Below are 14,615 nucleotides of genomic sequence, written 5' to 3' on the forward strand. Positions count from 1 at the left end.
GGATCGATCATCCTTGCCGCCAGCAATGCGGGCAGCGCCTATCTGTATAACTACAACGGCACGCAGATGACGATCGGCTCCGGCCAGTCGATCCGCGGCCTCGGCTATATCGGCCAGGATCAGGGCGTGATCGTCAACAACGGCACGATCACGGCCACCGCCGGCGCAGGCGGTCTGACGCTCGACGCGCAGGGCGGCAGCGGCGGGATCGGCACGGGCAATGGCGTCGGCACCAACACCAATAGCGCGTTCCTCAACAACAATCTGATCCAGGCGACCGGTGGCGGCACGCTCTATCTGAACAATGGCCTCTACGAAAACGCCGCCGGCGGCCAGATACTGGCGGTCGGCAATGGATCGCAGATCGTTCTCAACAACGACGTCCGCATCCTGGGCGGCACGCTGGGCGGCGCGGTCAGCGCGACCAGCGGCAACCAGTATCTTCAGAATGTGACGCTTGCGAACGGCACTGACCTGGCGATCAGCGGGGATGTCGTGCGGATCGATAACACGCTGACAAATAACGGAACGATCACTGTTGGCGCGGGCGCAGTATTGTTCGGCGAAACCACCACCTCGACCATCTCCGGAAACGGCGCGATCGTACTGACCGACCCTTCCTCGGCCTTCTACGACGGCAACGGTACGCAGATGACGATCGGCGCAGGCCAGTTCGTACATGGAACCGGCAGCATCGGGCTTGATCAGGGCCTCATCACCAACGCAGGCAACATACTGGCGGACGGCGCGATCACGATCGACGCGCAGGGCGGCAGCAGCGGTCTTGGTGGCGGCGGCCTGGGCACCGGCGGCAATTCGGGCTTCTACAATGCAGCCGGCGGACAAGTGCAAGCCAACAACGGCGGCGCGACGCTGACGCTCGCAGGCGGTCTTTACGAACAGGCGGCGGGCGCGTCGTTCTCGGTCGGCACCGGCAGCAACTTCGTGATGGGTAACGACAGCAACCTGGCGAACCTGCAGGCGGGCGGCGTGCTCAACAAGGGACTGTATTTCGCCTTCGCCGGCGGCACGATGAGCCTGCGCTCCAACCAGACCGGCGCGATTACGACGATCGGCACCAATACGGCGGGCACCGACACCAGCGTCACGCTCTCCGGCGCGGGATCGGTAATCTCGGTCATGCCGAGCGGGGGCGGCACGGTCACCTCGCTCGATCAGTCGCTCAACACGATCGCGGCATCCGGGGCGCTCTCTCTCTCAGATGGTCGCGCGTTCACCGCATTCAACGGCGCGTTTTCAAATGCCGGGCTGCTGCAGCTGAATAGCGGCGCCAGTTTCACCGCGCCTGCCGGCCTCGCCAACAGCGGTACAATCTCAGGCAACGGCACGATTGGCACGCCGATCACGAACTCCGGTTCGGTGATTGCCGACGGCGGCACGCTCTTTTCGAAAGCGATCACCGGCGCGACTGGGACGATCCAGAGCAACGCTGGCGGAACGCTCGATCTCTCCGGCGCCGCAAGTCCGTCGAGCGCCGGCTTCCTGACGAACAACGGGGCGCTGGCGCTCGGCAACAAAAGCATCACCGTGACCAGCGATTACACCAACGCCAATTTCGGATCGGGCAACGCCTTCAACGCGCATGCGAACGTTACCGGCAGCGGGCTGATCCTCGCCGCGAGCGCTACGCAGGATCTGTCGGGGCCGGGTCTCAACGGCTCGTTGCTCAATGTCGGCAATGTGCGCCTCGGCGGTTCAAGCTCGACCACACTGACGATCACCAACAACGGCACGCTGACCACATTGCGCGGCGCGGTGGAAAGCCCGGTGTCCAATTCGGTGAGTATCTCCAGCAACAATTTCGTGGTTGGGCCGAATGGTGGCAGCACGACCGTAACCTTGTCCTACACCGGGACAGTCGCGGGGTCGTTGGCGGGCAATACAATCACGGTCGCCAGCAATTTCGACAATGTCGCGAACCAGACGCTGTCGATTGTCGGAGCGGCGTATAACCCGGCCGCAGCCTCCCTCCTGCCGACGACGATCGATCTGGGCGCAACCCGCGTCGGCGGCACACTCGCAGGCTCGGTTACGATCGCGAATACCGCGCCGGTGGGCGCGTACAGCGAAAAGCTGGCGGTCACAGGCGCTGTGGGAGCCGGCGGCGCGAGCGGCACAGCGCCGGTCGGTCTCCTCAATCCGGGCGCAAGCGCAACATCGGCCGTATCGCTCGGCACGGCGACGTCCGGTTCGTACAGCGGGACGGTGACCTACGGGCTGGCGACCGATGGCACCGGCACGAGCGGGTTGGCGCGGGCGGCTTTGGCGAGCCAGTCAGTAACGGTAAGCGGGCGGGTCTATCAGGCGGCCAATGCCCAGCTTTCAACCACAAGCGTGGATTTCGGCACAGTTCGGCAAGGATCGGCCGCGCCGACCGCGACGGTGGCGGTCACCAACACCGCCAACGGCGCACTGACAGATCACCTGAACACCTCGATCGGCTCGCTGCCGCAAGGCGTCACCGGAACGGCGCCCGGCGCTCTTGCGGGCGGAGCTTCGGGCAATGCCTCGTTCAGCCAGAGCACGGCCATTGCCGGCCAGTATAACGGGCAGGGCACGCTCAACTTCACCTCGACCAACGCCGAGTTGACGCCCCTGGCGCTGGCATCCCAGAACATCGCGTTCACGGGGACCGTAACCGAGCTTGCGGTCGCCCAGCTTGCGAAGGGAAGCGGCGCGGGCATTTTCGCCGGCGCCGGCCAAAGCTTCACGCTCGATCTCGGCTCGATCGCGGCAGGAGCGGGTTCGCTTACGACGGGCTTTGACATCTTCAACGCCAATTCCGGCAAGTCCTACTCCGAACTGCTCAACGGCATGTTCAATCTGTCGGGCGGCACCGGCTACAGCTTCAGCGGCGGCGTCTCGGGGTTAGCCGGCGGCAATACCGACGCGAACAACTGGCTTACGTTCAACTACAGCGGCCTCGCGGCGGGCAATTACAACGATACGCTGACGTTCCTTGGTTACAGCCATTATGCAGGGCTTGCTGACTACGCACTGACGCCCATCACCGTTAACATTCATGCGACCATCATGGGTGGCGGAGGCGGTATGCCCGGCGGGGTGCCCGAGCCGACGACGTGGACGATGCTCATCCTGGGCTTCGGCGCGGTGGCAAGCGCCCTTCGCCGGCGGCGGCGGGCTGATGCGCGGGTGTCGCTCTGATGCCCGGCCTTCAAGGGGAAAAAGCGGGCACGCCGCCCACGGCCCTTGACCGTATCACAACCCTGGGCGGGGTGGCTGTACTCCTGCTCGTGATCGCCACTGTCGCGTTCGCGTCGCATAATCGCGGCCTGCAAGATACGGTCAGCGCAGGTCAGGCAACGCTCGCCAAGGCGCAGACCGCAGCCAATCTCGACAATACGCTGATCCGCATGCTTACAAGCGCGGCGGTCGAGCATGACGATGCCGATATCAAGGCGCTGCTGGCCGCCAATGGCGTCACTTATCGCCAGACAGCCGCTGCGACGGCACCGGCCGATACAAAAACGACGGAGGACGCGAAGTGAATCTGTTCGATCGCCGCATCGCGTTGCTGCTAACCCAGCTGGCGTTCGCGGTTCTGCTCGTGAACGAGCTTGTCCAGCTCTCCTCCGCCAACGACAAGCTTTCCGCCATGATCGCGCAACAGGGCAACAACGATGCCGTCGTCGCGCGCATCAATACCCAGCTTGACGGGTTGGCACGCGGCACGCAGCAACTGGCGCAGCATGGCAATCCGCAGGCCGCGAAGATCGTCGCTCAACTCGCGCAGAATGGCGTGCGGATCGATGCGAAGGCCAATGGTCGCTGAGGCTGGCGGGGGTTAGATATCTCTTGGCGAAATGTTCGGGTCAGAAAGTGCCGCGCCCAGCATTTTCAACCTCCGGCCAGCCACCGACGCCTCACGCTGGCCGACCTTGAAGAGCCAGCGTAGGCGACGTGGCTGTCAGGCGGTCGCGATCAGCATCTGCGGATTGCAATAAAGCGCGGATCAGGCCGCATCATGCCGTCCGCTCGGCTTTTTCATCGACCTGCTCACGGCCAAGCTCGAGATCGTCGCGGCTCGCCGTGCGCGTCATTCGCCAGAAGCTGTCGTTGCGCCAAGGGGTGATCGCAATCACGCGGCCGCGTGAGTTACGGTACCAGTTCTCGGTGCCCGGATGCGTCCACACAAGTTTCTCGTGTGCCGCATCAAGGCGGGCAACGTAATCATTATAGACTTCCTCGCGAACCTCGACGGAACTGGCGCCCTCCGCGATCAGCATCTCGATGATGCGCATAGCATAATGCGCCTGGCTTTCGATGTTGCGGATCATGCTGCCACCATGACCGGAGCCGACGTTGGGCCCCAGCAGGATGAAGAAGTTCGGGAAGCCCGGGACGAGTGTGCCCAAATATGCTGACGCGTTGTCGCCTTCCCAGAACTCCCGCAGCACGCGGCCCTCCCGGCCGATGACGTCGTACGAGCCAAGCACGTTGGATGCCTGAAAGCCGGTCGCGAGGATGATGACATCCGCCTCGACCTCTTCGCCCGTTCCGGCTATCAGTTTGCCGTCGCGCACTTCGGCGAGCCGATCGGGTATCAACGTGACATGCGGCTTGCGCAAGGTGCGATACCAGCCGTTGTCGAGCAGCATGCGCTTCGCGAATGGCGGATAGTCGGGCAGGACCAGCGGCAGCAGATCCTGGCGATCGCCCAGTTCTTCCTTAACGTAGCGGGTGAAATATTCGCGGTGCCCGTCATTGATCTCGTTGACCGCGCGCTTCGGCTCCGGCCATTCGGGATCGCGGAACAGCGTGCCATGAACACGATCATTGAACGTCCACGACATGCGCTGCTCGACCCAGCCGCGATAAAGCGGAAACACCTGCATCAAATAGCGGACACCTTCGGGCACCGGCTTCCTGAACTGCGGGAACGGGGCGGCCCATTGCTTGGATCGCGCGAAAATCGTCATCGCAGCCACTTCGTCGGCGATTGCGGGAACGACCTGCATCGCGGAGGCACCATTGCCGATCACGGCGACGCGCTTGCCGGCCAGCTCGATATCTTCCGGCCAGTTACTGGTATGCACAACACGGCCGGCGAAGCTGTGGATGCCCGGTATCACCGGTATCTGCGGGATATTGAGCAGCCCTACAGCGCTGATGACGATATCGGCGAGTTGCTCGCTTTTACTGCCGTCAGCCTTCGCAACCGTCACCTTCCAGAGCTTTGAGTCGACGATCCACTCAGCGCGTTCGACCTTGGCGCCAAAGGTGACATTGTCGTACAGCCCCCTCTCGCGCGCTGTATCGAGGAGATATTTTTCGATCTCCGGTTGGCCGGGGAAGTACCGCGTCCAGTCGGTGGGCCGGGAAGCAAACGTATAGGTCAGGTTCGGCGTGTCGACCCCGCATCCCGGATAGCGATTTTCCCACCAGGTGCCGCCAAAGTCGCTGTTCTTCTCGTACAGGTGATAGGCGATGCCTAGGTTGCCCAGCTCCATCGCGGCACAGATCCCCGAAATGCCGCCGCCGATGATGATCGCCCTCAATGGCTTGCCGGGTTTCGCGGGTGGTGCGGCCGGAGGATCGAGCCCGAGCGACGAGGCGACGATGTCGCCATATTCCTCGGGCACCGGCTCGCTCATGGCGACGCTCAGCATCTCGGCGAGCTGCTTGTTGGTCGGGCGCGGCAAAGCTGCGGTGCGACCGTCGATCCACGCTATTACCGCATCATAAGCCGCAACACGGATCGCGCGCTGTAAATCATCGCCAAGGCCCCCTGAATCATTATCGTCGAGGCCCCTGCCACGTCGCGGCATGAATGGGCTTTCGATCCATCGCTTGTCACCAGTCAATTGAACAAGGCACATCAAAAGCGCGGGTATGTTCGCGCGGTCGATACCATCGCGCAGCTTAGCGCGATCAACCTGATCGAGCGCGATGCCGGATGTGGTGATTTTCTGCGCCGTCATTTGCCTCCTCGCGCAGCCACGCAGCCGCTTCTTTCGAATTTGACAGGGTTAATAAACGCATGGGCCAAATAAATTCGCCCGCCCTAAAAAATATCTACCCATCGGTATTTAAAGTCAACCCATCAGTTTTCATTGGCCTGAAGGTCTCACGAAAGGCTGATGAGCAACTAGCTTGCGAAAATCTCGCGTCTCACACGTAACCCCGCTTTTTCGCGATCCCAGGTATCCGAAGTGACGGCCTCAACCCGCAAATCGGTCTTGAGCACTTTGGCGGAAGGCGTTTTGGGCAGTTCGTCCATTATACGAATGTATCGGGGAACCATGAAATAAGGCATGTTCTTCATGAGGAACGCTGCCAGTTCCTCATGAACGATCGCCCGTCCGGGAACTGGTGCTACGACGATCATCACCTCATCCTCGGAAAACTCGCTCGGCACGGCGATCGCAGCGCATTCCCGCACATCGGGATGCGCGCACACCTCTACCTCTACCTCGAACGAGGAGATGTTCTCGCCCCGCCGACGTATTGCGTCTTTCACTCGGTCTACGAAGTAGTAATAGCCGTCATCGTCACGCCGGAAGGCGTCGCCGGTGTGGAACCAGCCGTTCGCCCAGGCTTTCGCGGTCGCTTCCGGATTGCGGTTATAGCCGCTGTTCATCGCCCAGGGACGGTCGGTTCGAACCAGCATCTCGCCGATCGCGCCGACCGGCACTTCGCAGTCCTGCGCGTCCACCAGCCGCACCTCGACGCCGGGCCGAACCTTTCCGCAGGTGCCGCGCTTTGCCGGGTTCGCCTCCGACACGATCGGGGAGGAAATCTCCGTCATGTTGAAGATGGTGTAGATATCGATGCCGAAGCGCTCGGTGAACGCGGCCGCATCGTCCGTCAGCGGCACCATGAAGGCGGCGCGGACGCTGTGATTGCGATCCTCCGGCGACGGCGGGCGCTTCATCAGGAACGTCGCCATCACGCCAAGCAGGAACACCACCGTCGCCTGCGTCCGCCGCGCTATATCCCAGAACTGATCGGTGGAAAAAGATTCGATCAGCGCAACCGACGCGCCGCGCGCCAGCATGACGAACGGCGGCCCCATGCCCCCGATGTGGAAGATCGGCGCGACGCACATGTAGCGATCGTTCTCCCCCACCATCGGCCAGCTTTCCGGCCCGGCATTGGTGAACATGTGCAGATAGGAGGACAGCACGCCCTTTGACGGGCCGGTCGTGCCGGAGGTGTAAATGATCGACTGGATATCCCAGGGCTCGATCGGGCGCTCAGGCGGATCGACCGCATCGCCGGCAAGATCATCGAACCGGGTTACGGGCATGCCAAGATCCGGCACATCGGCCTGCGTGACGACAACGAGCTGCGCGATTTCCGCGCGATCGACCTCCGCCAGCCGCGGCGCCAGATCGGGGTGGACGATCATCAGGCGCGCGCCCGAATTCCTGACGACATGGGCGAGCAGATTACCGCGATAGGCGGTGTTGAACGGCACGAACACCGCGCCAAGATAATTGATCGCATAGAAGGCCAGCAGGCCATCGCGCCCGCTGGGCAGCCAGACGGCGACGAAATCACCCTGCTTCACGCCGAGCCTCTGCAGCCCGGCAGCCTTCGCGATCACGCGACGGCGAAGTTCCGCGAAGCTCCATTCCTCGCCATCCTCGAAGATGACGTGCGTCTTGTCGGGCCGCTCGACGGCCCAGCGATCGACGAGATACCGCAGCACACAGGCATTGCGGTTCGGAATGCGCGGATCGGCGAAATCGCGCGCATCGCTTGCACTGACAATCGACATTTCATCTCCCTCCCCCGTTCAGGGAAGGCCGGACGCAAGGGTTCAGAATATTCCGATCAGCCGCAGACAGGCATGTACCGCCTGATCCACCACCTCTTCGCCCGAACGCTTGCTGCCTGGCCGAAAACAATAGGTTATCCAGCTCAACAGGCCACCGATCCAGATCGACATCGCCGGCGCATCCGCGACGGAGACATAGCCGTCTCGCACGCAATCCTCGATCATCCTGCCGACGCGCAGATCGAATTCATGCCGCTGGCGCAGGATGCGTTGCGCGTCGGTCCGCTCGAGGTTCATCATCTCGCGCTGGTACACGACGAGATATTCGTGCCGCGCGACGATGATCTGCGCAGCTTCGCGCAACGAGGCGACGAGCAGATCGAGCGAATTGAGATCGGTTTCCGCGATCCGATCCAGCGCCGCCAGCGATTCCTTCACCCCCACTTCGCAGATCGCGCTCAGGATGGCGCTCTTGCCCTTGAAATAGGTGTAGAGAAACGGCTTGGTCGCGCTCAGCCGGTCGGCCAGCATCTCCAGCGTTGCCGCCTCATATCCGCGCTCGCAGAACAAGGCGCTCGCCTCTTCGAGGATGCGGGCACGTTTGAAAGCCACGACACTCGGCTTGATCTCCCGGCCGGTGGGCGGGGAAGCAGGCTGGCGCTTGGCGGCGGCGGCGGTTGAGTTGCTCATGCGGCCCTTTTCAGTATCTCCAGGATATCCGCTGGCGATCGGACGGGTCTGGGATTGGTTCTCCCCCATATATCAAGCATGGTATATTCCGCTACCTTTTGGAACTGATCCGCCTCCACGCCGACTTCCTTCAGCGAACGCGGCATGCCGAGCCCGCGAATGAAAGCGTCAAGGCTTTCCGCGGCCGTCCCGTGCGTATTGCCCAGGCAGGCGTTGATGCGGCCCTGGCGGCTGTCGTCATATTCGGCGTTCCATTCGAGCACCGACGGCGACATCACGCACGAACAATAACCATGCGGCACATTGCACGTGCCGCCCAGGATATGGCCGATCGCGTGGCTTGCCCCCATCGGCACCCCGCCGATGATCGAGATCATCGATTGCCACGCACCCACCTGGCACTTGAGCCGCCCCTCCATGTCATGCGGATCAGCCTTCGAGCGTGACAGCCCCTCCACGAGCAGCCGGAGCGCGCTATCCGCGAGGCCGTTGGCAAAATCGTTCGATTTGTCGGATGCCATCGTCTCCACGGCGTGATCGACGGAGCGAACGCCGGTCGACAACCACAGCCATTCCGGGGTGTGGACCGTCAGCGCCGGATCGAGCACGACCATCACCGGCGCCATCATGCGATGCTCGTAACCCTGCTTGTGCATGGTCACTTCGTCGGTGGACCCCGACAGAGCGTTGAATTCGCCGCCGGACAATGTGGTCGGGACGCAGATCACCCGCACATCGGGACCGACCGTGATCGGATTGATGACCTGCCCGTCCTCCGTGACATAGGTGCGAAGCGGCTCGAAATCCTCGATCGTCCGCACATCATGCCTGAGCAGCAACGCGATGATCTTGCCCGCGTCCGTTACCGAGCCGCCGCCGATCGTGACGATCAGATCGGCGCCGGCTGCGCGCGCGGCGTCGGTTGCGGCCAGCACATCCGTGCGCGGGGCGTGCGACTGGATGCCGCTGTGCGTGCCGCCATGACGCGCGCCGAGCGCCGCCTCGATCTTGGTGATCTCGCCGGTGTTGGTGCGCAGCGTTTCCGACACGAGCAGAAAGACCCGGTGCGCGCCCAGCGACTCCGCCTGCTCCACGATCGCTTCATGCGCCGGGCGGCCCATCGTCACCCGCTCGGTCGTGGTAAAAGTCATCTGACTTGCCGTCACGCTGCCCATGACATCTCCTCCATCCCATCGCCACCTTTTCGCCGGTGCCGATCCGCACTGCCACAGCGCTGATCTACCGTCCAGTATAATTGGTAACTTTTGACACGCCGCCCCGGATGCCGGCTTGACCGCCATGCTACCCGTTGGTAGGCCTGGCTGGTGTTCTTGTATGTAGCGGGAAACGAACGGGAACCGGCGATCCGCGACATGACGGGACGAGGGAATGTAACGGCGGCGGCCCCGGGCCCGTGCCGGGGGAGCGGGGACAATGAGCCGTCAAGCAAACCGACTGCGCGCGATGGCGCCTGCCCGCCTGCTGTCTCACGCCTATTCCGCCGGGGCGCCCGCATGAGCGGTCCGCTGGCCGGGGTCCGTATCGTCGAGTTCGCCGGCCTCGGCCCCACGCCCTTCGCCTGCATGATGCTGGCCGACATGGGCGCCGAGGTCCTGCGGATCGACCGGCTGGGCGTCGACAATTTCGGTGGCGGCGACGAGCGCCACAATTATCTCAACCGCAGCCGGGCGTCGATCGCGCTCGATCTGAAGGATCCGGCCGATGTGGCGCTGGTCCGCTATCTGACCGAGCGCGCGGACGTGCTGATCGAAGGCTTTCGCCCCGGCGCGATGGAGCGGCTGGGCCTGGGGCCGGACCTGCTGATGAAGGCCAGCCCGCGGCTGATCTACGCGCGGATGACCGGCTGGGGGCAGACCGGGCCGCAGGCGCACAAGGCGGGGCACGACATCAACTATCTGTCAATGACCGGCGCGCTTTACCTGATGGGGCCGTTCGACGGGCCGCCCGTTCCGCCGATCAATCTCGTCGCCAATTTCGGCGGTGGCGGGATGCTGATGGTGACGGGCGTGCTCGCCGCCCTGGTCGAACGACAGACCAGCGGGCGCGGGCAGCTGGTGGACGCAGCCATGATCGACGGCGCATCGCAACTGATTACCCAGATCTATTCATGGGAGCGGATGGAGCGGTGGCGGCCCGGACGCGGCGACAACCTGCTCGATGGAAGCGCCTATTTCTACCGCTGTTACGAATGCAGCGACGGCGAGTTCATCGCGGTCGGCGCGCTGGAGCCGCAGTTCCACGCCAATTTCCTGACCGGCCTCGGGCTGGATCCGGCCGATTTCGGCGACCATCTCGATCCGTCGAACTGGGTGGAACGGGCGGATATCGTCGCCGCCATCGTGCGCCGCCGCAGCCGCGCCGAATGGCTCGATACCTATGCCGCGCTCGATGCCTGCGTCACGCCGGTGCTGAGCCCGGCGGAGGCGACACGCGACGCGGCCAATATCGCGCGGCACGTGCATGTCGCGGTCGAGGGCGCGATACAACCCGCCCCCGCCCCGCGCTTCAGCCGCACGCCATCAGCGATAGCGTCCGCGCCGCCGCTGCCCGGCGAGCGTGGCGGCGAGCGCTTGCGCGACTGGGGCTTCGACACGGCGCTGATCGACCGGCTGCTTGACCAGAACAAGCTTCGCACCGGCTGAGCGCGTGCGCCCGCTCGCGGTTTAGAATGCCGGGGAGAGGATCGGGCGGAAGCCGCCGTCGTCGCGCACGACGCGCACGACATGATCCCCGCCGAAATGCGCCGGAATCAGCAGCGCCCCGCTGTCGGCGGCTTCATTCAGCACGCGGCGACGGGTTTCGCGTGCCTGGGTCGGATCCTCGCAGAAGATGCTGTTCCAATCCGGCTCATAGATCTGCGCCGGATGATGAACGATATCGCCGCAAAACATCGCGCGCGCCTCGCCGGACGAAACGCGCATGACCATCGACCCGGGCGTGTGGCCGGGATGCGCGCCGAGCGTGATATGCGGCGCGATTTCGAAGCCGTCCCCCGCCCATTCGGCGCGACCGGCCTGCAGAATGGGACGGACGCTATCCTCGAACATGCCGGCATTGACGATCGTGCCGATCTCGCCCGGCCCGGAACCGGCGATCAGCGGATCCCAATAATCGCGATCGCCAACGGGAAGGATATAGCGCGCATTGCGGAACGTCGGCTCCCACCGGCCATCGACCAGCCGGGTGTTCCAGCCGACGTGATCGACATGGATATGCGAACAGACGACGACATCGATATCTTCCGGCTGGAACCCGGCGCGCGCGAGATTGCCGAGAAAATCGGTCTGTAGGCCGCCGAAGATCGGCAGGTTCGGCCGGTCCTTGTCGTTTCCGGCCCCGGTATCGAACAGGATGCGCTGGGAGCCCGTGTCGAGCACCCAGCTCTGCAGAAACGCGAACAGCTTGCCTTCGTCGGGGTTGTAGAAGCCGGGCGTGAATTCCGCTTCATGCGGATCCCAGCCTTCACGGAAGAACCCGGTAAAAAGCTCCCCTGGAGGCGAAAATGTCCCGCGCCATTCCTCGATCCGGTGCACGCGGATCCGGCCGATGTTGAAGCGGTCCATCCTGCCTCCAGGCTAAATCGTCACGCGCCTTCAGAAATTGAAGCCGATCGTGGCGCCATAGGTGCGCGGCGGCATCAGCGAGCCGACGCGCGGATATGCATAGGTGGCAGCCGCGACGATGTTGTTCGCGATCACGAACTTGTCAGTGAGGTTCTTCACCCACGCGCCCACCGTGAGGCGATCGTTCGGCGCGTGCCAGGTGATGCCCGCATTCGCCATCAGATAGGCGTCCTGCTCCGCATCGCGGTTGTTGAACTCACTGAAATAGACCTTCGTCTGCCATTTGGCGTCGCCGTTGATCGTGACCTTGCTTTCACCGAACGGAATATCCCAGGCGAAGCCGCCGCCGATGGTGAACTTCGGCGCATTCGGCAGGCTCTTGCCGCTCAGATCAACGAGGCCGGGATCGGTCGGGCACGGCGCATAGGAAATCCCCGGCCGCGCCGGAAAGGCCGCGCCGTAATATGCGTTACAGAATTTGGTGAACTTCGCGTTCAGATAGGAGGCGTTGGCATTGATCGTGAAGGTTGACGTGACCTTCCCTTCAAGCTCCAGCTCGCCACCATAGTTGCGCGCCGACGCGGCGTTGATCGTCTGCACGATGCTGTTCGCGTTGACGAAGCTGACCTGCAGATCCTTGTAATCGTAATAAAATATCGCGCCGCTGAAGAGGATGCGGTTGTCGAACAGCTTCTGTTTGAATCCGCCCTCGTAGCTCCACACGGTTTCGGGGTTGATCGCCGCATCGGCACTGCCGACGTTGATGACGCCGGACTTGAAGCCCTTGGTGATGCTTGCGTAAAGCATCGTCGTGCTGGTCGGGCGATATTCGAGCAACGCCTTGGGCGTTACCGAGGACCAGCCCTTCGCCTCGTCGGTCGGAATATTGATCCCGATCGCATCGAAGCGGAAATAACCGACACCCTTGCGATGCTCGTAATTGTAGCGCGCGCCGGCGGTGAACTTGAGCACCGGGCTCACGTCGACCGTGCCTTGCAGATAGGCGCCGACGGCATCGATCTTGACCGTGCCGTCCTGACGATAGGCGCCACCGTCGAACGTATCGGCGGGCAGGCCGAACAGCACGCCGAGGTTGGTGGTCGGCACGTCCACCGTGCCATCCAGCTTCTCGTGGAAATACATCGCGCCACCGAGCAGGGTGAAGCCGTTGCCCTGATAGTTGACGGTCACTTCCTGGCTGAAAGAGCGGCTTTTCTCGGTGTAGTTGTTCTGGCCGGCAAGATTGACCTGCGACGAATCGAGATCGTCACGCTGGAAGCGATCGAACGAGCGATAGGCCGTGATCGTCTTTACCGACGCATCGCCGAGATCGAAATCGAGCGTACCCGTTGCGCCATAGCCCTTGCGGCGATTGATCGCTTCCTGATCCGAATAGATGTTGCGAAGATTGGGCTTCTGCCCGAGCGCCTGATAATATTGGATGATCGTCTCGCCGCCGATCAGCGTGTGCGGCATTGCCGTTTCCGGCACGACCGACGGGCCGAAATAGTGAAAAGCGTAATTGTTGTCATTCTCACGGAAGTGATCGACGACCACCGTCGCCTTCACGTTATCGCTTATCTTGCCGATGATCGTACCACGAAGCGAATAGGCATCACGATCATCCACATCCTTTCCGGTGAAAAGGTTCTTCCCATAGCCATCGCGCTTTTCATATTTTCCCGCGATACGCACCAGCAGCCTGTCATCGCCGGTAAGGCTTCCGCCGACTGCGCCTTCGAGAATCTTCGCGTTGTAATTGCCGTAGGTGAAACGCGCATAGCCTTGCAGTTCCTCGCGCGGGCGCGCCGTCACCATGTTGATCGCGCCGGCAGTCGCGCCGCGACCATAGAGGATCGACTGCGGCCCGCGCAGCACCTCGATCTGTTCGAGATCGAAAAAGCCGCTCAGTTGCTGTGCGGGACGCGGCAACAATGCCCCGTTCTGCAGGAATGCGACGGCGCCCTCGCCGCCGATATCGAAATTGTTGAGGCCGACGCCGCGAATGAAGGTCCGGTTGACGCCGAACTGATCGCCGATCGACACGTTGGGCACGACGACCTGGAGATCGCCGATATTCTGGATGCCGCCCGGGCCGATATCGTCCGCGCGGATCGCGGTGACGGCGGCCGCGACGCGGCTGAGCGCGGTATTCTCGCGCGTCGCGGTGACGATGACGTCGGAGGGATCGGCGGTTTCGGTGGATGCCTGAACCGCGCCGGCCGCAGCCTGCGCGTGGGCGGCGGCGGGCGCGAGAAGCAATGCGGCGAGCGAAGCGTGGCAAAGCGTCTGGACACGGATTTTCATCGGCACTCCCCCTTTATACGTACAACCGCTTCTTACCGCGGCTCTCTCTTACATACCCGCTGGTATATCCGAGCCTTGTGTAATTCAAGCTCTATATCGCGATCGCGCGTCCATATCTGGAATCGCGGGCCGGTTTTCGACGTGGAGGCGACAGGCGGCGGGCCAGATCGCGGCCTGCAAATCGTTGCGCCGGAGAATCTCGGCAATGGCGGCCGAAACCGTCATGGCGTTGACGGAACAGAACTTTTAAATACCCGCAAGTAAATAAG

Annotated in this window: 10 protein-coding genes; 4 read left to right on the plus strand and 6 right to left on the minus strand. The window is 62.8% G+C overall.

The annotated features are described in order from the left end of the window. The 3 genes from FFS35_RS13190 to FFS35_RS13200 form a co-directional block, all read left to right on the plus strand. On the plus strand, positions 1–3,186 hold a 3,186-nt coding region (locus FFS35_RS13190), incomplete at its 5' end, for a choice-of-anchor D domain-containing protein (protein WP_137787563.1). Between the two features lie 71 nt (positions 3,187–3,257). Continuing rightward, positions 3,258–3,530 (plus strand): hypothetical protein, encoded by a 273-nt coding sequence (locus FFS35_RS13195; protein WP_171007626.1) that lies wholly within the window; start codon positions 3,258–3,260, stop codon positions 3,528–3,530. Continuing rightward, on the plus strand, positions 3,527–3,814 hold the full coding sequence (locus tag FFS35_RS13200; protein ID WP_137787565.1) for a hypothetical protein: 288 nt from the start codon (positions 3,527–3,529) through the stop codon (positions 3,812–3,814). Before FFS35_RS13195 ends, FFS35_RS13200 begins: the two co-directional genes overlap by 4 nt. A 190-nt stretch (positions 3,815–4,004) precedes the next feature. On the opposite strand, the gene FFS35_RS13205 is transcribed toward FFS35_RS13200, so the two are convergent. The 4 genes from FFS35_RS13205 to FFS35_RS13220 form a co-directional block, all read right to left on the minus strand. Continuing rightward, the gene (locus tag FFS35_RS13205; protein WP_137787566.1) at positions 4,005–5,963 is read right to left on the minus strand and encodes an NAD(P)/FAD-dependent oxidoreductase; all 1,959 of its coding nucleotides are present in this window, start codon (positions 5,961–5,963) and stop codon (positions 4,005–4,007) included. A gap of 167 nt (positions 5,964–6,130) precedes the next feature. After that, positions 6,131–7,765 (minus strand): AMP-binding protein, encoded by a 1,635-nt coding sequence (locus tag FFS35_RS13210; protein WP_137787567.1) that lies wholly within the window; start codon positions 7,763–7,765, stop codon positions 6,131–6,133. Between the two features lie 42 nt (positions 7,766–7,807). Continuing rightward, a complete protein-coding gene (locus FFS35_RS13215; RefSeq protein ID WP_137787568.1) occupies positions 7,808–8,455 on the minus strand; it encodes a TetR/AcrR family transcriptional regulator in 648 nt (215 codons plus the stop codon). Continuing rightward, on the minus strand, positions 8,452–9,606 hold the full coding sequence (locus tag FFS35_RS13220; RefSeq protein WP_249341629.1) for an iron-containing alcohol dehydrogenase: 1,155 nt from the start codon (positions 9,604–9,606) through the stop codon (positions 8,452–8,454). Before FFS35_RS13220 ends, FFS35_RS13215 begins: the two co-directional genes overlap by 4 nt. A gap of 363 nt (positions 9,607–9,969) precedes the next feature. Here FFS35_RS13220 and FFS35_RS13225 point away from each other — a divergent pair, with 363 nt between their 5' ends. Beyond that, the gene (locus FFS35_RS13225; protein ID WP_137787570.1) at positions 9,970–11,118 is read left to right on the plus strand and encodes a CaiB/BaiF CoA-transferase family protein; all 1,149 of its coding nucleotides are present in this window, start codon (positions 9,970–9,972) and stop codon (positions 11,116–11,118) included. A gap of 21 nt (positions 11,119–11,139) precedes the next feature. Here the strand turns inward: FFS35_RS13225 and FFS35_RS13230 are convergent, their stop codons facing one another. Both FFS35_RS13230 and FFS35_RS13235 read right to left on the minus strand, forming a co-directional pair. Then, the gene (locus FFS35_RS13230; protein ID WP_137787571.1) at positions 11,140–12,039 is read right to left on the minus strand and encodes an MBL fold metallo-hydrolase; all 900 of its coding nucleotides are present in this window, start codon (positions 12,037–12,039) and stop codon (positions 11,140–11,142) included. Positions 12,040–12,069: 30 nt separating this feature from the next. Beyond that, on the minus strand, positions 12,070–14,346 hold the full coding sequence (locus FFS35_RS13235; RefSeq protein ID WP_137787572.1) for a TonB-dependent receptor: 2,277 nt from the start codon (positions 14,344–14,346) through the stop codon (positions 12,070–12,072). Positions 14,347–14,615 lie beyond the last annotated feature (269 nt).

The sequence above is a fragment of the Sphingomonas sp. 3P27F8 genome, from assembly GCF_005502745.1.
In the GTDB taxonomy this organism is placed as follows: Bacteria; Pseudomonadota; Alphaproteobacteria; order Sphingomonadales; family Sphingomonadaceae; genus Sphingomonas.

What these genes read in the sequence shown, in the direction of transcription:
- FFS35_RS13205 (WP_137787566.1), bottom strand. Translation starts at nt 5,963, where the DNA reads ATGACGGCGCAGAAAATCACCACATCCGGCATCGCGCTCGATCAGGTT.
- FFS35_RS13225 (WP_137787570.1), top strand. Translation starts at nt 9,970, where the DNA reads ATGAGCGGTCCGCTGGCCGGGGTCCGTATCGTCGAGTTCGCCGGCCTC.
- FFS35_RS13215 (WP_137787568.1), bottom strand. Translation starts at nt 8,455, where the DNA reads ATGAGCAACTCAACCGCCGCCGCCGCCAAGCGCCAGCCTGCTTCCCCG.
- FFS35_RS13235 (WP_137787572.1), bottom strand. Translation starts at nt 14,346, where the DNA reads ATGAAAATCCGTGTCCAGACGCTTTGCCACGCTTCGCTCGCCGCATTG.
- FFS35_RS13220 (WP_249341629.1), bottom strand. Translation starts at nt 9,606, where the DNA reads ATGACTTTTACCACGACCGAGCGGGTGACGATGGGCCGCCCGGCGCAT.
- FFS35_RS13210 (WP_137787567.1), bottom strand. Translation starts at nt 7,765, where the DNA reads ATGTCGATTGTCAGTGCAAGCGATGCGCGCGATTTCGCCGATCCGCGC.
- FFS35_RS13230 (WP_137787571.1), bottom strand. Translation starts at nt 12,039, where the DNA reads ATGGACCGCTTCAACATCGGCCGGATCCGCGTGCACCGGATCGAGGAA.